Annotated in this window: 17 protein-coding genes and 1 pseudogene; 10 read left to right on the top strand and 8 right to left on the bottom strand. The window is 41.4% G+C overall.

All coding sequences use genetic code 11. The features are described from left to right. Positions 1–213: 213 nt before the first annotated feature. From cap3 to TY87_RS14495, 4 genes are read right to left on the bottom strand one after another with little or no spacing between them, the layout of a single operon-like run. Positions 214–681 carry a CBASS system CD-NTase/cGAS isopeptidase Cap3 gene (gene cap3 / locus TY87_RS14510; RefSeq protein WP_100187621.1) on the bottom strand — a complete coding sequence of 156 codons (468 nt, stop codon included), beginning with the start codon at positions 679–681 and terminating at the stop codon, positions 214–216. After that, positions 674–2,437 carry an E2/UBC family protein gene (locus TY87_RS14505; protein ID WP_198432105.1) on the bottom strand — a complete coding sequence of 588 codons (1,764 nt, stop codon included), beginning with the start codon at positions 2,435–2,437 and terminating at the stop codon, positions 674–676. Before TY87_RS14505 ends, cap3 begins: the two co-directional genes overlap by 8 nt. Before the next feature lie 2 nt (positions 2,438–2,439). Further along, entirely contained in the window at positions 2,440–3,753 is a 1,314-nt protein-coding gene (locus TY87_RS14500; protein ID WP_100187620.1) for a CBASS cGAMP synthase, read from the bottom strand. A gap of 13 nt (positions 3,754–3,766) precedes the next feature. Continuing rightward, on the bottom strand, positions 3,767–4,822 hold the full coding sequence (locus TY87_RS14495) for a CBASS cGAMP-activated phospholipase (RefSeq protein ID WP_100187619.1): 1,056 nt from the start codon (positions 4,820–4,822) through the stop codon (positions 3,767–3,769). A 187-nt stretch (positions 4,823–5,009) separates the two neighbouring features. On the opposite strand from TY87_RS14495, the pseudogene TY87_RS22775 reads away from it, so the two are divergent. Further along, positions 5,010–5,878 (top strand): annotated as a pseudogene (locus TY87_RS22775) (IS3 family transposase); the annotation flags it as partial. A 103-nt stretch (positions 5,879–5,981) separates the two neighbouring features. Here the strand turns inward: TY87_RS22775 and TY87_RS14480 are convergent. Continuing rightward, a complete protein-coding gene (locus tag TY87_RS14480) occupies positions 5,982–6,191 on the bottom strand; it encodes a helix-turn-helix domain-containing protein (protein ID WP_100187616.1) in 210 nt (69 codons plus the stop codon). Between the two features lie 91 nt (positions 6,192–6,282). On the opposite strand from TY87_RS14480, the gene TY87_RS14475 reads away from it, so the two are divergent. Then, positions 6,283–6,783: a hypothetical protein gene (locus TY87_RS14475; protein WP_100187615.1), complete on the top strand. Its 501-nt coding sequence runs from the start codon at positions 6,283–6,285 to the stop codon at positions 6,781–6,783. Beyond that, the gene (locus TY87_RS14470; protein ID WP_100187614.1) at positions 6,780–8,177 is read left to right on the top strand and encodes a DEAD/DEAH box helicase; all 1,398 of its coding nucleotides are present in this window, start codon (positions 6,780–6,782) and stop codon (positions 8,175–8,177) included. Before TY87_RS14475 ends, TY87_RS14470 begins: the two co-directional genes overlap by 4 nt. Before the next feature lie 561 nt (positions 8,178–8,738). On the opposite strand, the gene TY87_RS14465 is transcribed toward TY87_RS14470, so the two are convergent. From TY87_RS14465 to rcnR, 3 genes are all read right to left on the bottom strand, one after another. Then, positions 8,739–9,374 (bottom strand): class I SAM-dependent methyltransferase, encoded by a 636-nt coding sequence (locus TY87_RS14465; protein ID WP_100187613.1) that lies wholly within the window; start codon positions 9,372–9,374, stop codon positions 8,739–8,741. Between the two features lie 138 nt (positions 9,375–9,512). Then, complete coding sequence (locus tag TY87_RS14460; protein WP_100187612.1) at positions 9,513–10,562, bottom strand: DMT family transporter; 1,050 nt, start codon at positions 10,560–10,562, stop codon at positions 9,513–9,515. A 319-nt stretch (positions 10,563–10,881) separates the two neighbouring features. Continuing rightward, positions 10,882–11,154 carry a Ni(II)/Co(II)-binding transcriptional repressor RcnR gene (rcnR, locus tag TY87_RS14455; RefSeq protein WP_100187611.1) on the bottom strand — a complete coding sequence of 91 codons (273 nt, stop codon included), beginning with the start codon at positions 11,152–11,154 and terminating at the stop codon, positions 10,882–10,884. Positions 11,155–11,288: 134 nt separating this feature from the next. Here rcnR and TY87_RS14450 point away from each other — a divergent pair, with 134 nt between their 5' ends. The 7 genes from TY87_RS14450 to TY87_RS14420 all read left to right on the top strand — a co-directional run bounded on the left by TY87_RS14450 (position 11,289) and on the right by TY87_RS14420 (position 21,147). Next, positions 11,289–12,374 carry a nickel/cobalt efflux protein RcnA gene (locus tag TY87_RS14450; protein WP_100187610.1) on the top strand — a complete coding sequence of 362 codons (1,086 nt, stop codon included), beginning with the start codon at positions 11,289–11,291 and terminating at the stop codon, positions 12,372–12,374. Between the two features lie 762 nt (positions 12,375–13,136). Next, positions 13,137–13,556 carry a hypothetical protein gene (locus tag TY87_RS14445; RefSeq protein ID WP_100187609.1) on the top strand — a complete coding sequence of 140 codons (420 nt, stop codon included), beginning with the start codon at positions 13,137–13,139 and terminating at the stop codon, positions 13,554–13,556. Positions 13,557–13,626: 70 nt separating this feature from the next. After that, positions 13,627–15,006: a TolC family protein gene (locus tag TY87_RS14440; RefSeq protein WP_100187608.1), complete on the top strand. Its 1,380-nt coding sequence runs from the start codon at positions 13,627–13,629 to the stop codon at positions 15,004–15,006. Beyond that, the gene (locus tag TY87_RS14435) at positions 15,003–16,556 is read left to right on the top strand and encodes an efflux RND transporter periplasmic adaptor subunit (RefSeq protein ID WP_100187607.1); all 1,554 of its coding nucleotides are present in this window, start codon (positions 15,003–15,005) and stop codon (positions 16,554–16,556) included. The genes TY87_RS14440 and TY87_RS14435 overlap by 4 nt, the downstream gene beginning before the upstream one ends. 9 nt (positions 16,557–16,565) lie before the next feature. Beyond that, the gene (locus TY87_RS14430) at positions 16,566–19,694 is read left to right on the top strand and encodes an efflux RND transporter permease subunit (RefSeq protein WP_100187606.1); all 3,129 of its coding nucleotides are present in this window, start codon (positions 16,566–16,568) and stop codon (positions 19,692–19,694) included. A gap of 112 nt (positions 19,695–19,806) precedes the next feature. Next, positions 19,807–20,172, top strand: coding sequence for a copper resistance CopC family protein (locus TY87_RS14425; protein ID WP_232617148.1), 366 nt, complete (start codon positions 19,807–19,809; stop codon positions 20,170–20,172). An 81-nt stretch (positions 20,173–20,253) separates the two neighbouring features. Further along, the gene (locus TY87_RS14420) at positions 20,254–21,147 is read left to right on the top strand and encodes a copper resistance D family protein (protein WP_100187605.1); all 894 of its coding nucleotides are present in this window, start codon (positions 20,254–20,256) and stop codon (positions 21,145–21,147) included. Positions 21,148–21,163: the final 16 nt, after the last annotated feature.

Genomic DNA, 21,163 nt, shown 5'->3' with positions numbered 1-21,163 from the left:
AAATTATTCAACCATTCTCAATTCTGTATAGAGTTGAGGATAACTTAGCTTAGGGGGCTGTGGGAAATAGGATCGAGCTTATCAAACTATAAGCACGGGTAACTTCCAATGTATTTCAAGTATTGGAGAATTTTAGGTTTAGATATACCAAAGCTAGGCCTGAATAGCTGATGTTGCTTCACTTCATCCATACTTTCAACTAAGCCAGTGAAATCAAGTTTCGATTAGTTTCATAGTAGATGTATCACCTTTAATTTTTTTCGCTAGCCAAATGCTTTCTCTACCTACAATTATGACAATCATAGGTAGAATTACAGGTAGGTGATTATGCCATGTATTTTTATCTATTATTGAAGGCTTTGGATGGTCTTCGGGGTGTGTATGCCACTCACCTAGATATTGCATTTTTCCTGAGGATTGAGAATAAGCGTCGTTTATCTTTTTTTGATGATGCTTTCCAAGCCTATCAAAAGAATATCTACTACGTTTATCGCCAATACCTGGTTCGGAGATATCCCAAATAACAATGTGTTGTCCTCTTCGTTCTCCGATTAATACACCACCCGCTTCGCTGCTCTCTTTTTTTAGCTGTTTATAAATGCAAAATCGGCGTAGTGCACTTGGCATGATAACAACCAAATTTTCATGTTCATCTCCAAATACCATTTCAACATTACTCATGGCAAATGGTACAGTTTATGTGAGGAGGCAATAACCTTGATTTACGTGACCGACTCCCATCAAACATGTGTTCGTTATAGGTCCAAGGAAGGGTTGTTTCTAATGAGTTTAGTACTGCTTCTTGAATCAAAGCGGCTGTAACAATACTTACAGATGCATCGTAAGGAGTATAAGAGCTGCCGCAGCTAATGAACCTTTCGGCTTGTTGTACTAAGCTCTGAAATCTAAGGTCCAAATTGTTTTTGTAAAGTGATGGCGTTGATATTAAACAGCCATAGCAACTATTTCCGTCATCTATAAGAACTTTACTAGCTCGTCCATTTCCATCATTGAAGCCATGTATCAAGAGGGGCCTTTCATCTTTTTTAATTTTTCTAACGACTGCTGCTAAGCGCTTTGATATAGGGGGGCGACCGGTAGCATCAATGATAATGTCATATTCTCTTAATATGCTTGATTCCACTGGAAAGTTAAAGGCGAACCCATGAATTTCCTTGTTAATGTGCGTGGAGGAGTTTAGTGAAGCCGCAACAGCTGATGCCTTATTAGAACCAATATTTGCAGTTGTTAGGCAGTGGCGTCCAAAGTTATGGGCTCCAAAACTATCGGCATCAAACAGATGAAAGCATCCGCCTTCACAACCAGCCCCTGATCGAAGTAACAATTCTGCTGTGTAACCACCAATCGTACCGCATCCTATGAGAGCAATTCTTTTCTTGTTCAAATTACCTGATCGTGATCTCGGCATATTTCTATGGAGAATAGTATCTTTATCAGTTTTTGTTATTTTGAATCTTTCGAAGCTTTTTGTTGCTGTCTTGCTAGATAAAGCGGATAGGAGACGTCGTTGTTTAAAATTATTTTTATGAGAATTTAGTGATAACGCACCCAAGTTTAATTCCACTAATACTCCAATAATATCCTGGTTCTCAATCTCCAATAAAAGCATATGCTTCTTAGTGTGTGGTTTGTTCGATAAGTATTTTAAGATACGTCTACAGCCATTAGGGTCTACACTACTGAGCCAGCTAAAAAATTGCTTCAACCCCTCTGGTGGCCATGATTCAGCTTCTAATGAAACTGGAGTTATCTTGAAGTAAGCTGAATCCACATAATAATTTTCTTCAGTTATTTCAAGGTTTCTTTGAGTCATCCATGAAGCAACACCATCTTTTTCTATGTCAGAGTAAATTATCCATTCGCGGTCTTGAGGTGATAGGTCTTGTTTATTCTTTAATTCAATTGATTGGCAAGTTAACCTTGCTAACCCCTTCAGAGGTGGAGGTACTGTCAGTAAATACGCTTCTTTTTCATATACCCAATATGATGCAAATTCACCTTCCATTTCAGGGTCTCTAGCCGAAAGGCCATTTGCCAACGATTGCACCGAATTACATAGAGTGCTCATAATTTGTTGATCTACATCGTTGTATGTCGCGCTTAAATTATTAGAATCCCAATCTCCTTCCATTTGTTCTACATAACAGAGATACCAACCGAAATTTACATGAGGCATAAGAACGTCTTTGTACTCTTCAGGGAGCTCTATGATGTATGCAGTAGGAAGTTTTATATGAGGGTCATCTTGAATGCTTAAAGCTATTCTAAAAACCTTACCTAAAGGCTTATAGTCTTTAACATAGAACCCTTCTGATTTATCGTATTTACAAAGTGGGGATGTTTGTGGGATATGCCGAGCAGAAGTGTATCGAAAACCGCAGCTCAGCAATATCTGATGAATGTTATCTTTTGACAAAATTAGCCACTCGTAAATGTTGAGCTGATTGTCTGAGGTTTTGCAGACACACTTGGTTCATCTTTAAAAGCAGGCGCCGCTGGTTTGGTAGTGATAAGTTCGTGGTTTGATACTCGGTTACCAAATGCTTCGTTAATTTTAAGTAGAGAGGCATATTTAGTCGGTGCCATTTCAGACTCAATTAAACTAGGCTCCAACTCTTTCATTCTATTAACAATCTCTTTCTGCGTTAAGTCTTGCTCAGAAAATGGAGGAAATAATGGTTTTTCGTCAGTATCGTCTGGGCTTTCTACACCAGCATTGAACGTTTCTGGTAATTTATTGGCAATCAATTTCATTGTTTCGCCAAAATTGGTCTCATCATGTGGATGTGTATTTAAAATTTCAACTGTTGCAGCCATTAGAGATATTGAGGAAGGGCCACCGCCATTCGGCCATTGAGCATCTCGCCAAGACTTTATGAATCTGCATAATTTTTTTAAATGGCTACCAATACGTTGACTGCTTTGATTGAACCAATCTTCAACTATTCTAGGATCACTTTTTAACCATTTTTTTTCATCGTCCCTTAATGCTAAATTAACGCAGTTACGGTCAACTTTAATTTCCTCTTTGCGATACGATTCTAATGATACATCAGATGAGTCGAATGCTTGCCTTTGCCTATTGTAAGCTTTTGCTTCGGCTATTTCTTTTGTTATAAATTTTTCCTCTGGAATTGCGTACATAGGAACATCAATGTGTGTATTAGCTTCGGGGATTTTTATTCGCGCACATGTTCTCTTTGCTTCAAATTCCCACCCATTATGCTCAGCTACTAATGATTTAAGAGACGAATCAACAAGTAACAACAATAACTCATGTGCTATGACAGGCTTCTCTTCGAATAAAGCCATAGGTAAATAAACACCATCATCAATGTCCATTTCTTGTGGAGGCGAAATATATGGGAGATTGAGGGTTCCATATTGATAACTACCTTGTGTCCAAAACCTTGGTTTTAGTCTTAAGAAATCAGAGGTTACATTACTATCCATGTTGTATAACAAGTTCACAACAGTATCTTGTTCATCCGGTGTTAAATGCTTAATGGACGTATGAGAAACGTTTTCCTTCAATATAGAAACGGACATGGAGTTATAAGAGGCTACATTTTTTTTTGCAAGGTCTTGTATTTCTTCAAATACAGTAGTTATTCGCTTACGCACTATTCTACGAAGATTTTTTAACCCATCATCTTGAGTCTCACTTAGCTTCAATTTGCTTATTAAGCCTTCGCTTCTATTACTGTAGTAACCATGTAAATCCCAAAGCATAATTATTCTTCCTTTAATTAGATTTTTTCACGAATTGAGCTGCAGGCTTATCAAAAAAAGACTGTAGACGTTTATTTGTGGTGAATTCATTTGTAGCTAGCTGTTTACCTCTGCTTGATAGGTTTCTAAGGCTACTTTCGCTTGCATTATCTATTGTAATATCTGAAGCTGCTTCATTAGGAATAGTATCATCTAGGTACACATAGTTATCTACTGCATTGTGAATTCTAAGTTCACGTATAAGCATTGCTTTATGTAGTAACTGGTTTGCTGTCATGGTGGTTAAAACAAGCCGCTCACCAGCTCCCCATAAACCCAAGTAGCCTTTCTTAAACCAGTTTTGACTACTAATTGCGGCAGGACTAATAGTGTATTCTTCTCCTAATGTTCCTATATTTAATATTTTAATGTCAGTAACTTTAGCTTGTTCAAAGTCACTTTTCATATCTTGAAGAACTTCATGGAGACCAATAAAAGAAGGGTTGTTTGCTACTAACCCTCCATCAGCAAAGTAAGAATCAATGTCAGGACAGTAATGAGGTGAGAAGTAAGTAGGGGCAGCAGAAGTCGCCATAGCCGCATCAATTAGTTTTAAACGGCCATCTCTGTTAAAGTCTGGGTTATGAGGGGTCTTGAAAAATTGAGGTTTTCCTGTGGATAAGTTGACGGCTGGGATCATGACTCGACGCTTTAAATCATTAAATGACATTTCAGGATCAATCATACTTATGACCGCAGCAAGTAAAGGTTTGCTATCATAGCGTGGCATGAAGATAGACCGCATCTTATTAACAAAGCCCCATCGCTTAGGAAATATGTTTGGCGCTTTCTTTCTAAATACAGACTCTAATTCTCTAGCACTTTTACCAGAAGCTAATCCTAAAGCTAAGATTCCTCCAATGGAGGTCCCTGTAATAAGATCAAAATAATCACCTGCCTTAACATCCTTGTAACCAGCTTCTTCTTCCAATATGCGTTCTATTTCAGCTAGTACACTGATGGTGAAAAGCCCTCTCGCACCCCCGCCATTCAAGCTTAAAACTCTGATCGATTGATAACTATCATGCATGAAATACTCCATTTAAAAGGTTGGTACGAGCTATGTTTAGGCTAGTATTTACAATACATTGGGCTTATTTTTCACCTTTCAATAGAGTATACGTAAATGTTCAAAAAATAGTCAGATATGTTTGGTATGGACCCACTTTTGTAGACATCTCATAGCTATATAATAATAGGTAAAAATGAGGTGAATTATGAGTGGAAAACGTTATACCGATGAGTTCAACATTGAAGCCGTTAAACAAGTCACTGAGCGCGGCTATAAGATTGCAGAAGTGGCTGAGCGACTAGGCGTTAGTTACAAAAGTATGCATGATTGGATTGTCCGATACAGCAGGCTTGGAGCGAGCAGAAAAACGGAAGATTCAGTTCTGTCAGAGATCCAGCGACTCAAAGCTGAACTTAAACGGGTGACTGAAGAGAGGGACATTCTAAAGGCGGCCGCCGTGTACTTTGCCGGGGAGTCAAAGAAAAGTACACGTTCATAAAATCACGGCTCCACGACTATTCTATTGTTGTCTTGTGTCGAACACAAAACTGCAAGTCCGTAGGAGCGGCTTTATACGCTTGGCTGGACTGTCCAAAAAGTCGACGAGAGCAAGAAGATGATGAACTTGCCATCACCATTAAAACGCATTGGCTTGAGAGTGGTTGTGTTTACGGCTACCGTAATATCACCAAAGACCTAAAAGGAGAAGGTAAGTCTTGTGGGAAGAATCGAGTGCTAAGGGTGATGCGCCGCGAGGGTCTAAAAGCGCTAATAGGCTACAAACGCCACCCTGTTTTTTATCGTGGGTCTGAACGTAATACAGCCCCCAATACACTAAATAGAGAGTTGATTGTCCCAGAACCAGATCAAGTATGGGTAACCGATTTTACGTACATCCGGACAAAAGAAGGCTGGCTTTACGTGACCATCGTTGTTGATCTATTTTCTAGATTGGTCGTAGGATGGTCAATGAGGTCAATGAGGTCTATGAGGTCAATGAGGTCAATGAGGTCAATGAGGTCAAGGGCGACAGCGGAGTCAGTTCTTGATGCTTTACTCATGGCGATTTGGCGATGACGTCCCCGCATTGCTTCACTATATCTTCAAAGAGTATACAAATTTATGGGTGGGTTTTTGTCAGCATAGAGGTCTCACCAGCACCACATAAGCTAAAATCTCAATCAGGAATAAGAAGTTTCGTTGAAACCTCCATAGATGCAGCGATATCCCAAAGGGCCTTTAATGTAATATTTACCTCACCTCGCTCAATTCGACCCATGTAACTGCGGTCAATCTTGGATTTTGCCGCTAAAGCTTCTTGAGAGATACCTCGCGCTTTGCGCTGACTCCGAATTAGCTCTCCAACCTCTTTTGCTATGTTTCTCATTTTTATATCTCAAAAATGAAATACAATCGCTAATTGCGGACTACATCTCCACGGACTATAATCCGCATTTTTCTAAATCGAGATAGTTATTTTGAAATCTAAGCCCATCGCCCACGTTGTAGAGGAGTACTTCCAGTCAACGGTTCACAAAAAAGCCACGATAAATGACGTACTCAAACACTATCTTGAAAAGTACGGCGAAAATAACCCTATCGAAATGAAAAAAGTACGACATGCCATTTATCTAAAAATTCATCGCTTAGTTAAATCTGGTGTATTAGTCGTTGCCTCAAAAAGTGGTAAGAGCACTCATTATACCCAGGCTAAAATTTTGGAGGAAACGAAGAAGCAAAAAACTATACCCATTACTGTTGTAGCGAGTGAGAAAGAAATGCTTTTAAATCGTAAAGCTGAACTTGAGTATGAACTTGAGCTATGCATTGCAGAAGCCCAAGGCTATGAAGAGATGAAATCCCTATTGCCCACTCAGCTTGATTTGTTGATATCAAAAAAAAGTGAAGCCAAAAAGCGAGCGATAACACTAAACGGCTTACTGACCAGCACTCAAACCATATTACATGCGCTCTCATGAAGAAAATACAAAATCTTTCTCTAAGAACTTGGCAAAAGAACTGTTTATCCAAAGCGTTAGAAGTCTTTCAAAACGGTCAGCAAAACTTCATGTGTGTTGCCGCACCTGGTGCAGGTAAAACAAGATTTTCTGCATCGTTGGCAAAAAGCTTATTAGATGCTGACCACATTGATTTCGTTCTTTGCTTTGCTCCATCTGTAAGTATACAGAACAGTATTCAAGGAACTTTCAGCAATATATTAAATGATCGCTTTGATGGCCGCATAGGCGCAAAAGGCTTGGTGATTACCTATCAGGGTATCCAACATGCCTACCAAGAACTCGCACATGTCATTGGGAGCTACCGTGTTCTAATTATCTCTGATGAGATTCATCACTGCGCTTCTGGGGTAAGTAGCACGTCTAATCAATGGGGACAGCTGTTAGTTTCTTTAATATCAGAAGGCAACCCCTTAACTCTAACTTTGAGCGGTACTCCTTGGCGATCAGATAGCACAAAAATAGCGCTTCAGAGCTATTCAGGGGAGCCTCAAGAGCTTGATACTGACTTTGTGTATGGTTTAGGAGATGCGGTTAGAGATAAGGTCTGCAGGAGACCTAGCTTAATATTACTCGATAATAGCTCGATTGGTGTTCAGGAGAATTCTGAAACTCATAAATTTAGCAGTATTCGCCAAGCAATTGAGGCGGAAAAACTAAAGTATAGTGATTTACTGACCCATCAAGAATCACTAAGTCAGCTTATGACTTATGCCCATGAGGAACTGATTAGAATTAGAGAAAAACACTCTCGTGCCGCAGGGTTAGTTGTTGCATCATCAATTGATCAAGCGCGACGGATATCTCAGTTTATTATCACTAATTTTAATGAGAGCGCTATCGTAGTTAGTCATGATCAAATTGATGCCCACGATAACATCAGAGACTTTCAAAGTTCAGAGATTGACTGGATTGTATCTATCGGAATGGTAAGTGAAGGTACAGACATACCACGTTTGCAGGTCTGCGCTTATCTAAGCAATGTTAGAACAGAGCTTTACTTTCGCCAAGTGCTTGGACGGATTCTACGAATAAACCTAAAAACAGACGAACCCTGCTCCCTGATAGCGTTTGCTGAACCAAAGCTAATTGAATATTCAGAACGAATTAACCAGGACCTACCAGAAGATTCGATGAGAATAAAAGTCCTCGAAGAGCAGACGCTAATGAAAACGACGGACTCTAATCAATACGCTCAAAGCACAGTGAAAAACGATTTTATTACCATGAAAACAATATCATCGAACCATTCACATACGTTTGATAGTCTTCATAACATAGCACCAGAAACTTCGTACTCAATAAAAATGGCTTTCTGCAAAGACTCATATAGAACAACAATTCTATCTCTATAAAAGTAGATTTTAACGTTAATAGGGATGGTATGGACCCACTTATAAATAAAGATTCTCTAAGGGCTCAGTTGGATATTTTTTGCCTTCTAAGATATGTCGGAGTTATGTGGTTCTATAATTTTTTCTTTTCAACCAAATAGAAAAGCAACAAATAATATAGTGGCAAAAATAATGAGCACTATTTTTAAATAAAGGCCGAGATTAGTGGTTCCACCTTTCGGTGGTTTATTACAACAGTTCATTTGACACTCCTCGATTCGGACTCTTTGTTTAAATCATTAAATAAGTTTAAAATATTTATGTATGGCATAGATCAAGCTTGCAAGTCACATAAAAGAAGAAGGGAATAATGGACTTCCCTGATAAGAGCACTACGACCCAAAGTTACATGTCTCAATGCTCTAACTACTGGGTCCATACCAATGCTCATATCTTAAGCTGCTAGGCATTAAGAGTAAGCAAAAAACCTGAGTCTGGAATGATGAGTATCTACTCAATGTCATGAGATTTATTAAATATTACTCATGTGTTTGCCCTGTTAAATACCCAATTTGAAAATTTTTATGCTTTATTTACTTGGACACGTTCAAAGCGAAAATATGCAAATTGTTGCACTTGTTGTGCAGGGGTTATGTGTTCTTCAGATCGTTCTTCAACTAACTTAAAGCCCAAACCTAGTTCCGCAGCAAGTTTCTCTGCGTCATATTGAACGATAGGCAAACCACTACATTTTTCAGGACCACCGACCGCAAATGACACAATAATTAAGTGTCCACCGACGCGTAGAGCATTTTTCAGTGATCTGACATAATGTCTGCGGTCTTCAGCATCGGTCAAGAAATGAAACACAGCACGATCATGCCAAAGTGCAAACTGTACTTCGTGGGTAAATGTAGTGATGTCTGACTCGATCCAGTTTACTGCAAGGGCGCTTTCCCCAAGTCTTCTGCGAGATGCGGCTAATGCAGCACCAGAAATATCCAGAACCGCAATGTTTGTATGTCCTTTTTCCAATAGATGATCCACAAGTACAGATGCACCGCCACCAACATCAATAATTTGATCGGATAGATCAAGACTACAGCGTGAAATAAGTTCCAAAGAGATCATTGGAATACTCTGAAACCAGCTGACATCAGTGGCATTTTTTTGCTCATAAATATTCTGCCAATATGCCTTCTTATCAAAGTCTTGCATTATTAATTCCTATATTTCGAGTTTTTTTAAGATATCGTCTCGCATTCTTCCTTTAGGAAGGACAAAAAATAACGTAGTGTTTAATATCTGTGGCACCCAGGGAACGTACGATCAAGTCGAGACTAATACAACTGATGGCTATTTATCATCGTCTTTATGGGAATGACGGTGATGAAGATCCGGCCAATGGGGATGTTTGTGCTCTACATGTGAATGCTTATGGTGGTGTGTATGTCGAATTGAAGGAGACATATCTGGATGATAGTGCTTATGGTGACCATCATCATGTCGGTGCGTGTGGTTATGGCTCATTTTTTTATGCATATGAGTATGAGAGTGGCTATCTCTTAATAGAAGGGTAATAGCGGCAATAAATACTGCGGCGGCTAGCAGATGAACTTCTGATATCGATTCACCTAAATACAAAACTGACAATACGACACCAAAGAATGGAGCACTCGAAAAAATCACTTGTGCACGTGTCGCGCCCATTCCCTGTGCTGCTCGTATATATAATACAATGCTAGCACCATATGACATGGCTCCAACCAATAAGGCACCCACGATTGTTTTTGTATCAAGGCTAAGCGGATCCAGTGCAATACCTATCGATAGATTGGCACTTCCTGCTATTAAACCTTTCCAAAAAGTACTTTGGCTGGGAGATATCCCATCAATCAGTGCGGTAAGGTGGTTATCTAGCCCCCAACAAATGCAGGCAAGAAGAACCAAAGCTCCGGCAGCAATACTCGCGTCGCCCTGTGACCAAGAAAGGAGTGATGCTGCCAGCATTGCTGCCAACACACCGATCCACCCGTTAATACTCAAATTATCACGAAAGAATAGCACGCCGATGACAGCTGTTGCTGCAAGCTCAAGGTTGAGCCATAGAGAAACTGACCCTGCTTCTGCAAGGCTTAATCCAAACAATAATAGAACCGGTCCCAAAATTCCGCCAAAAACCACTGCACCAAGCAACCTTAATCGATTAGTTTTATCGCTAATTGAAGGGAGGGATAATGTCTCTTTGCTGAAAAAGGCAGGAGCAACCGCAAGCGCTGCCCCTAGATATAAAAAACCAGCCAATTGAAATGGTGTTAATCCAGCTAAAAGCCATTTACTGGCTGGGGTTGCGGCTCCAAATAGAGCCGCAGACAGTAGAGCTAGTATAATTGTGTGTTTTTGCATTCAACAAACTATCCAAATATTGATAATAGGGCTTGGGTGGTCCATCAGTTTTGACTATGGCCTATGTCCATGTTCAGTGCTATCTTCGTGCCCCTGATCTCCACAAGCGACCAGTAGCCCTAAAAAGCTAGTTAGGACTAATACTTTCCCTACATTAATAAAATAATTCATATGATCCCGTGCGACTTAAATGGTTGCATTAATTCTTAAGCAAGTAATGGGTCTACTTGATGCCTATCATTTCATAATTCCCTTCTATTTTCAGTGATACCGTAATTGGACTTCCCAGAGCTTGCTAGACATCCATTAACGTTAAAACCTACTTAATATATGAATCTAAAATCTTCAGTATTACATCCAAATCAGCTTCTCTTTTAGTAAGATCTTCTTCAAGTACAACATGTTCAATAAGGTGTTCCTTAATAACTTCACGCATCAAGCCATTGACAGCACCTCGAATAGCGGCAATTTGTTGTAACACGTCTTGACATTCATGCTCATTTTCCAACATTTTTTTAAGACCATTAGTCTGCCCCTGTATCTTACTAACACGGACAATGAGTTTCTTCTGATCTCGGGTGGTATGTGACATGAAAAAGTCCATCATTAATAAATGAAGTAGATTATACGCAAAAATATAACACCAGCATTATACTAGGGGGTAGTATTTTATACTGGGTAGGAGTATATTTTTGATCGAAATATAATTGAACAAAGAAGGTAACCATGGACTTTACTACATTAATTCAACAAGGCAATGGGTGGCTATTTATTCCTAGTGCTATTCTTCTTGGTGCATTACATGGCTTAGAACCCGGTCATTCAAAGACAATGATGGCTGCTTTTATTGTTTCTATAAAAGGCACAACCAGGCAAGCCGTTATACTCGGTTTAGCTGCTGCTTTTTCTCATACTATTGTTGTCTGGCTTATCGCTTTAGGTGGGATGTATGTCAGTAAGCAATTTACAGCCCAAGCGGCCGAACCTTGGATGTTACTTATTTCAGGAGTCATCGTTATCTCGACTGGTATTTGGATGATCTGGAAAACTTGGAATGGAGAAAGAACGTGGCAAAAATTACACACGCATTCCAATGACTGGACAAAACAGATTATCGATACAGGACATGGTCATATTACTCTATCCATTGTGGAAGATGCACAACATAACAATCGATTCCAATTAAAAATGCTAAAAGGTCATCCCTTAAGTGCATCAGAGGTTAAAGTTCAACTTAATAACGCAGAAAGCAAAACACCTATTGAGTATGATTTTGTTGAATGTAATGATTACCTAGAATCCGCATTGAGCTTTCAAGGTACAAGGCAATTATCCGTTAAACTGATTATCGGACACCGTCGTCATTCCCATGATTTTGATGTTCATTTTCATGAACACAGTCACTTCTCTGAAGACAACGATAATAAAGAGTACCAAGACGCTCACGAACGAGCACACGCTTTAGATATACAGAAACGTTTTATGAACCAATCGGTAACAAATGGCCAAATACTATTATTCGGTTTAACTGGTGGTTTAATACCTTGTCCTGCAGCTGTTACCGTCTTATTAATTTGCCTTCAGTTGAAAACCTTAGCTCTTGGTTCTTCACTTGTTTTATCTTTCAGCATTGGTTTGGCGATAACGCTAGTATCTGTTGGCGTCATTGCAGCTGTTGGCGTCAAAAAAGTAACTCGTAAATGGAACCGTTTAAACAATCTTGCACGTAGAGCACCCTATTTTTCAGGGGCATTAATCAGTGCTGTCGGCCTGTACATGGGGATTCATGGATACAGCTTGTTAGTAAACTAATGAAGTGTGATGAAAGAAATGCAAAGCTCCTTTTCTTGGCACTCGGTCATAAAATAAAAGTCTACTTCAAATATTTTGCAGGGCACTGTCTACTTAACAGAACCTCTACTAATTGTGCGATAATTTACAGACGAAAAATTCAAACATCTATGTAAGCTATCGTTATTCTGCACAAATTATTAGACACGCAATTTGGCTTTATCACCGTTTCACATTTAGCTTTCGAAATATCGAAGAATGACTTGCATACTCGAAGTATGATTGTAAGTTATGAAACCAGTTATCAATAGTGTAGAAAGTTTGGCTCAAGTTATTGTAAACAGATCAAAAAGAGCCAAGGGCAGTTTGGTGATTCTTGGTGTCTGGACGAGGTGTTTATTAAGATAAACTGCGCAGTTACTCAGCAGCCCAAAGAGATTTAATATCAAGCGGTGAGCAGTCTACTGCGCAATATGAAAATGACGGATGTGAGTTATCACATCAGCCTACTCGACAACAAGAACGGCGGATGCTTAAGCTTAAATCACAGGGGCAAGCCCAGCGTTTTTAAAGTTGTCATGGACTTGTGAATAATCTCTTTAATCTTAGTTGTGTCCAAAATCTAGGTTAAGTTGTAATTGGTCGAGTTTACTTAGTTCAAGCCGATAAGTTGAAAATACCTCAGCCCATCCCTGAAATGATGATTATCAAAATTTAAGTTTGAGTTGCTTTAAGCTTTTTACTTACATATAGTTTGTTGATTAGTTGCAGAGAGTTTTATAAATGCCATCATTTGTTTTAAATAACATCAGCATATCAGCGAGAAAACACGGCTTCGTGTGTTTGTTGCTGTTTGTGCTATCGTTATTTTCGATGGCAATGGCAACGAACAGTATGATGTCACCTTCCTCGAATATGATGTCTATGGAAGCGCATACCATGTCTGATTTATCAGTTCATCATATGTCTTCTGAAGAAGTTTCCTCTTGTGCCCCAACCTCGGCGGATGAATGTTCCAGTCAGACATCAGAGCATAATCACCAAAATTGTATGGACAATCATTGCAGTAGCTTTTCAGGCTTACTTGTCAGCTATCATTCTGATTCCGACAATATTTCTTCTGTTCACACGACTCTGTCGTCTGAATTCTACGTTTCTACCCACCCAAATACGCCTTATTTCCCCCCTATAGTCATTTCTTAAATTCGCAGTTTCACTCATCGCTTTAATGTGCGTTGAGATTTTATGAATTTAAAAATGAGTACTCAAGCCAATGGCCAAAAACAAATTTTTGGCATTCTGTCATGTATTACAGAGTGTCTATTGCCGTCAATTTTTAATCGGTAAAACGAATCGTATTGCCTCCGTTTTCTTATTGTCGTTGCTGCCACTTGTTGCGAGCGCAGAAGTGTTAAGCCTGCAACAAGCGGTGGAAAAAGCCGTCTCCCAAGATGACTGGTTGATTTCCAGCCAGCAGAAAGAGAATGCTATTCGCGCTTTAAGCCAAGGCATGACGGCGTTGCCGGATCCAAAAATCAATGTTGGTTTATTGAATATGCCAACTGACAGTTTTGATTTTAACCAAGAAGCGATGACGCAATTTAACGTGTCGGTATCGCAGATGTTTCCAGCTGGCGATACCTTACGTTTAACAGGAGAAAAGTACGCCGCGCAAGGCGATCAAATGCCCTTGATGCGAGATAATCGTCGCGCAATGCTGGCGATGGAAGTGTCAAATCTTTGGCTAACGGCCTACAGCTACGAAGAAAGTATCAAGCTCGTGAAGCAAAATAGAACCTTGTTCGAACAACTTCATGAGGTAGTGGAAAGTAGTTATAGCTCGGCGTACGGGCGAGCCAAACAGCAAGATTTAGTGCGCTCTGAACTGGAGTTGATTAAGTTAGATCATCGCCTTACGCAGCTTAGCCAAGCGAAAGAAAATGCACTGAAAAAACTATCCCAATATATTCTTCCGACAATGGCTGATCAGAACACAGCTGATCAAGATATCACCCTGAAAACAACGGGTGAACCCATTATGGTAACCCCGTCTAATATCCTTTCATCGAATTCATTGGCATTGGCGGCTCGCCTGAGCCTGCATCCGTTGGTTCGCATTGTCGATGTTCAATCCAATACCGCGCAGATAGATAAATCGATTGCCGAGCAAAAGTACAAACCAGAATGGGGCGTTACGTTGGGTTACGGTTATCGCGGCGATGATCTAAGCGGCAAAGATCGAGCCGATCTGGCGTCGATTGCGGTGAGTGTCAGCGTGCCAATATTTTCGTCTAGTCGACAGGATGCTCAGGTGAAAGCCGCGTCCTTACAAGTTGAGTCTTTTCTTTCTGAAAAGCAGCTTGTGCTGAATGAACTCATGGCGAAATACCGTGTTCTGACATCTGATATTACTCTGCTAGATCAACGAATCCGTCTTTATCAAACAAAGTTACTTCCTAGTTACAGAGAAAGCGCACAAGCCATGTTGAATGCTTATACCAGCAATGATGGTGTTTTTTCGGATGTGGTTCAGGCGCGTATCGCGACATTGAATGCGCATATTGAATTGTTGAATATTCGCATTGAGCGTTTCAAGCGCTTGGCAGAATTGAATTATGTGATGGCACAAGGTGAAGAGGTGAAACTCAAATGAAAGTAATCGGGTATATCGGCGTATTTGTACTGGGTGGCGTTCTTTCGGCTACGGGTTATCACTTTGGTCTTCAAGCATTCAATGCCATGAACGGGGAAATGAATGCTGGTGCATCAGTCACGAAAGATGAAAAAGCGCCTTTATATTGGGTGGCGCCAATGGACCCAAATTACCGTCGTGACAAGCCGGGTCAATCTCCTATGGGAATGGATTTGATTCCTTTTTATGGTGATGATCAAGGTTCCAATAATCAGGGTGCTGGTACTGTGAGTATCTCACCTGAAGTCGTTAATAATCTTGGCGTGCGAACAGGAAAAGTGTTTGAAGGCGTGCTGAAACCAGACATTCGTACTGTGGGCTATTTGGCCTACAACGAAGACAAGATTGTTCATATTCACCCTCGTGTCGAAGGTTGGATCGAAAAGAGCTTTATTAAATTCAATGGTGATTCAGTTGAAAAAGGTCAGCCTTTGTTCGACCTGTATTCACCAACCTTGGTGAATGCGCAGGAAGAATTTGTCTTTGCGTTAGCGCGCAAAGACCAGCGCATGATCAACGCGGGTGAAGAAAGACTAAAAGCTCTGCAAGTGTCGAGCAGTTTTATCCAAGCGTTAAAGACAAAGCGCAAAGTGTCTCAAACAGTGCGATTTTTTGCGCCACAAAGCGGTGTGATTGACAACCTTGGAATTCAAGATGGTTTCTACATTAAGCCAGGCACAACCTTGATGTCGATCGCGGATCTGAGTGAGGTGTGGTTGGATGCCGAAGTGTTTGAACGCCAAGCGCATCTTGTCGCGGTGGGGCAACCGGTTGAGGCTGTTATGGATTTCCTACCGGGGAAAACCTTTGCCAGTAACGTGGATTTTATTTATCCGACTCTAAATGCCAAAAACCGCACTTTGCGTGTTCGCATTCGTTTAGACAACCCTGAGCAACTTCTGAAGCCAGATATGTTTGCCCATGTTCGTATTGAAACCACGGAGCTAGGTAAAAAACGATTGATTCCAAAAGAAGCCCTGATTCGTGGCGGTGAGCAAAACCGCGTGGTACTGGCATTGGGTGAAGGGCGTTATAAATCGATTGCAGTCGAAACCGGCGCGTTCGGCGATGACTACGTGGAAATTTTAGATGGCTTAGTGCTGGGTGATGAGGTCGTGACATCGGCGCAGTTTTTGTTGGACTCTGAATCCAGCAAAAGCTCGGATTTCAAACGCATGAATATAGACAATGAGCAGACGGCAATGCCTGCCAGCAGCACTGAAATGACTAAGACATCAATGCCTGGTAATGCAATGTCAGTAGCAGAACCTACCAACAATGTTTGGGTAGCTGCACGTATTAATCGTATTGATGCGACAACGCGGATGGTGAATGTGAATCACGATGCTATTGCTGATTGGAAATGGCCAAAAATGACGATGGATTTTGCGCTAGCCGATTGGTTAGAGCTAGATGAATTACCGATTGGCAAAAATATTCAGCTTGAGATTACACGTGAAAGCAGCGTGAAGTTCATGGTCACTGACTATTTTGACGCTGAAACGGAGTAGGGGAATATCATGATTGAAGCGATCATCCGTTGGTCCATAAACAACCGATTCATGGTGTTGTTGGCTACTTTTATTTTAGTGGGCGCTGGTTTGTATTCGTTAAAGAATACTCCCGTTGATGCCATTCCTGACTTGTCTGATGTGCAAGTTATCATTAAAACCAGCTATCCAGGACAAGCGCCACAAGTTGTGGAAGATCAAGTTACGTACCCGTTGACCACGGCGATGTTGTCTGTGCCCGGTGCTCAAACAGTGCGCGGTTATTCGTTCTTTGGGGATTCGTATGTCTACGTGATTTTTGATGAAGATACCGATATGTATTGGGCGAGAAGCCGAGTGTTGGAGTATTTAAGTCAGGTTGCGCCATCCTTGCCCAGTAACGCAAGGGCGCAATTGGGGCCAGACGCAACGGGTGTCGGCTGGGTGTATTTATACGCCTTGGTCGATAAAACCGGTCAAAACGACTTGAGTCAATTGCGTTCACTGCAAGACTGGTTCTTGAAGTATGAATTACAAACCGTGCCTGGCGTATCGGAAGTGGCGCCCATTGGCGGCATGGTGAAGCAATATCAGGTAAGTGTGAATCCAGATAAATTGCGAGCGTTAAACATGCCATTGAGCCACATTCAAAATGCTATAAAACGCGGCAATCAGGAAGTCGGCGCGTCGGTCATTGAAATGGCTGAAGCTGAATACATGGTTCGAGCGTCTGGTTATATACAGAGCGTCGAAGATATTGAAATGATTCCGCTTGGCGTCAGTGAAAGTGGCACACCGCTGACGATCAAAGATGTGGCAGATGTTGGTATTGGCCCACAAATGCGTCGAGGGTTAGCTGATCTAAATGGCGAAGGCGAAACCGTCGGCGGCGTGGTGGTGATGCGTTTTGGTGAAAACGCACAGAAAACCATCGAAGGCGTAAAAGCGAAATTGGAAACTTTGAAATCCAGCTTGCCAAAAGGCGTTGAGGTGGTGACGGTTTATGATCGTTCTGGTTTGATTGATCGTGCCGTGGAGAATTTATGGACCAAACTGCTGGAAGAGTTCCTTGTGGTTGCGTTGGTTTGTATGGTGTTTCTTTTTCATGTGCGTTCCTCTTTAGTGGCCATCATCAGTCTGCCTGTCGGTATTTTGACTGCCTTCATCGTTATGCATTTGCAGGGTATTAATGCCAATATCATGTCGCTTGGCGGTATTGCGATTGCCATCGGCGCCATGATTGATGGCGCAATCGTGATGATAGAAAATCTCCATAAGCATATGGAAAAAGTCGAAATGACCAAGGAAAACCGTTGGCAGGTTGTGACCGCCGCGGCTACCGAAGTCGGCCCCGCGTTATTCTTTAGTCTGCTGATTATCACCGTCAGTTTCGTGCCTGTGTTTACCTTGGAATCCCAAGAAGGACGGATGTTTGGCCCGTTGGCCTATACCAAAACCTATGCCATGGCTGCATCGGCGGCATTAGCAATCACTCTCGTACCTGTTTTGATGGGGTACTTTGTGCGAGGTAAGGTCTTGCCTGAGCATAAAAACCCCGTTAATCGGGCTTTGATCGCGGTGTATATGCCAGCGCTGAAAGCCGTGTTGAGTTTTCCGAAAACCACCATTTTGGTGGCAATTGCTATATTTGCTATTGGTATGTGGCCGTTAAATAAGTTGGGCAGTGAGTTTATTCCTAACCTAGACGAAGGTGATTTGATGTACATGCCAACAGCGTATCCGGGGATCTCCATCGGACAAGCACGTCAGGTATTGCAGCAAACCAATAAACTGATTGCGACCTTGCCAGAAGTGAAAACTGTCTTTGGGAAGGTTGGCCGTGCAGAAACCGCGACAGACCCAGCACCTTTGACGATGATCGAAACCTTTATTCAACTCAAGCCTCACTCTGAATGGCGAGACGGCATGACCAGCGACAAGATCAAGCAAGAGCTGGATCAGCTGGTCAAGATCCCTGGCATTACTAACGCTTGGGTAATGCCGATCAAAACACGAATCGACATGCTGGCAACGGGCATCAAAACCCCTGTGGGTATAAAGGTTGCAGGTCCTGATCTGAAAGTGATTCAAGATATTGGTTTGCAGCTAGAGAAAATCTTGAAACCAGTTGAAGGCACGGCATCGGTTTATTCTGAGCGTGTGGCCGGTGGTCGTTACGTCAATATAGACATTAATCGCGCGAAGGCATCGCGTTATGGGTTGAACATTCAAGATGTTCAAGAAATTATCTCTTCGGCGGTGGGTGGCATGAATGTCACTAATACTATTGAGGGGCTTGAGCGCTATCCCATTAATGTTCGCTATCCACAGGAATATCGTGATTCACCAGAGCAATTAGCCCTTTTGCCAATCGTGACTCCGAATGGTTTACGAATTGCTTTAGGGGATATTGCTGATGTGTATGTGGAAGAAGGTCCGCCAGGATTAAAAAGTGAAAACGCGCGTTTAAACGGTTGGACCTTTGTGGACATTGAAGGTGTAGATATTGGCCGTTATGTCGAAAACGCACAAAAAATCGTAGCAGACCAAGTGCAATTACCAGCAGGTTATTCGTTAAATTGGTCTGGTCAATATGAGTATATGCAACGGGCAAAAGAAAAGCTGACCTATGTAGTGCCGCTTACATTGGCCATCATTATTGTCCTCTTGTATATCAACTTCCGTAATTTCTACGAGGTGGCGATCATTATGGGCACCTTGCCATTTGCTATGGTGGGTAGTATCTGGCTGATGTATTTGTCTGGCTTCAATTTCTCGGTTGCTGTGGGGGTTGGCTTCATTGCGCTGGCTGGCGTGGCCGTGGAAATCGGCGTCATTATGCTGATGTATTTGAATCAAGCTTGGACTGAGACACAAAGTAAATGCGCTGAAAAAGGCGTCTTACCTCGCGCGGACACGCTTTACCATGCGGTGCTTCACGGCGCTGGCATGCGAGTTCGTCCGGTGATGATGACAGCGGTATCCATCATTATCGGCTTGCTGCCAATTCTATATGGTACTGGAACGGGATCGGAGGTGATGAGTCGAATCGCCGCGCCTATGGTTGGTGGTATGGTGAGCGCAGTCGTGCTGACGTTATTAGTGTTGCCTGCGGTGTATTTTCTATGGAAAAAATCGTCATTGAAACAGATGTCTTAATTTAATCAGTATTAAAAGAGTGTTTTTTCGGAACTTTTAGAGATCGTTGATATAAAGAGATCCCCTCTTTGTATCCGTTTAAAAATTTATCAACAACGTAAAAGGTAATAACATGAAAACTATGAAAACTATGAAAACTATGAAATTGGCATTTTCTACATTGGCTTTGGTGGCCTCCGTTAACGTATTTGCACACGGTATGATGACCATGACATACCCCAAAGACGGTGCCATGCTAATGGCTCAAGCAGAACGAGTAGAGCTAAATTTCCAGAACCCTATGAAAGTTGTAAGTCTCAAGGTAGTAGGATCTAAAGGTAAGCCCGTGTCGGTTCGGTTTAATCGTGACGGTGCAACAACGAAAAATTTTCAAACTATGTTACCAATGTTGGCGCCGGATAGTTATACAGTTCATTGGAAAGCAATGGGCGAAGATGGACACATGATGAAAGGCTCTTATGGTTTTATGCAGCATTAATTTGAACATTTAAACTGTTTAGTTCAACTGGCTAATTAGATTATATCTTTTAGGCTTTTCATTTTATAAAAAAGGCGCTGTATGATGTTAACGAACTGGGAAATCGCGCAATTATTGACACGTTGGTTATTGTATTTTGGTATATCAAGCGTTGTAGGTGGGCTATTTGCATTTTGTTTGTTGCGTCATCAGTCTGCTTTATTGAGTAGTATAAAAAGGTACGTACGAGGAGGTGCGTTGATTGGTTTAGCGGCGACAATAGCTTATTTTTTTATCCTCGTTGGTGGGGCGATGGAAGAGGGTCTATCGCTCATGTTTGACCCTATGATGGTCTCTATCTATTGGGATTCGCCTGCGGGCAGTACCTTAATCGCTAATGTGATTGGTTATTGCTTGGTGATCATAGCGTCTTTTACCCTTGGGTCGGATCGTGCCTTCAGTCTGTGGCCATTTTCACGCCTTGCATTAATGGTCGCTTCCTTGGGCATAGCCAGTTTGATTTATTCGTTTTCATTCACGGGTCATGCGACAGAGCAAGCTTGGTATTATCAAATTATATTCTTTACTCATATCTTGATTGCTGCTTGGTGGTTAGGGTTGCTATTCCCTTTGTGGTTGGTTGCGCGAAAATCCACGCACCAGGAATCTAATCGAATCTTAGAGCGTTTTGGCGAACTTGCAGCGGTTGCTGTTTTGATTTTGATTATCTGTGGAGCATGGATGAGCTATGTTCTGACAGGATGGCAAGACTTATTCTCGTCAGACTATGGTTTCTGGTTGTTGGTGAAACTTGCTTTGGTCGTTGTTATTCTGGTGATGGCGGCATACCATAAATTACATCTTGTGCCGTTAATACTGAAACGCGGTAATACATTTCTTATTCAAAAATCTATTTTAATGGAAAAAATGATCGCTTCTTCTATTTTGGTGGTCACGGCGATATTTACGACGTTTGTTGGTCCTCCAATGCATTAATTAGAGGTGTATTTAA

The sequence above is a fragment of the Marinomonas sp. BSi20584 genome (assembly GCF_002792415.1).
In the GTDB taxonomy this organism is placed as follows: domain Bacteria; phylum Pseudomonadota; class Gammaproteobacteria; order Pseudomonadales; family Marinomonadaceae; genus Marinomonas; species Marinomonas polaris.
The sequence above is the reverse complement of the archived record's forward strand: the minus strand, read 5'-3'. Positions and strand labels throughout refer to the sequence as shown.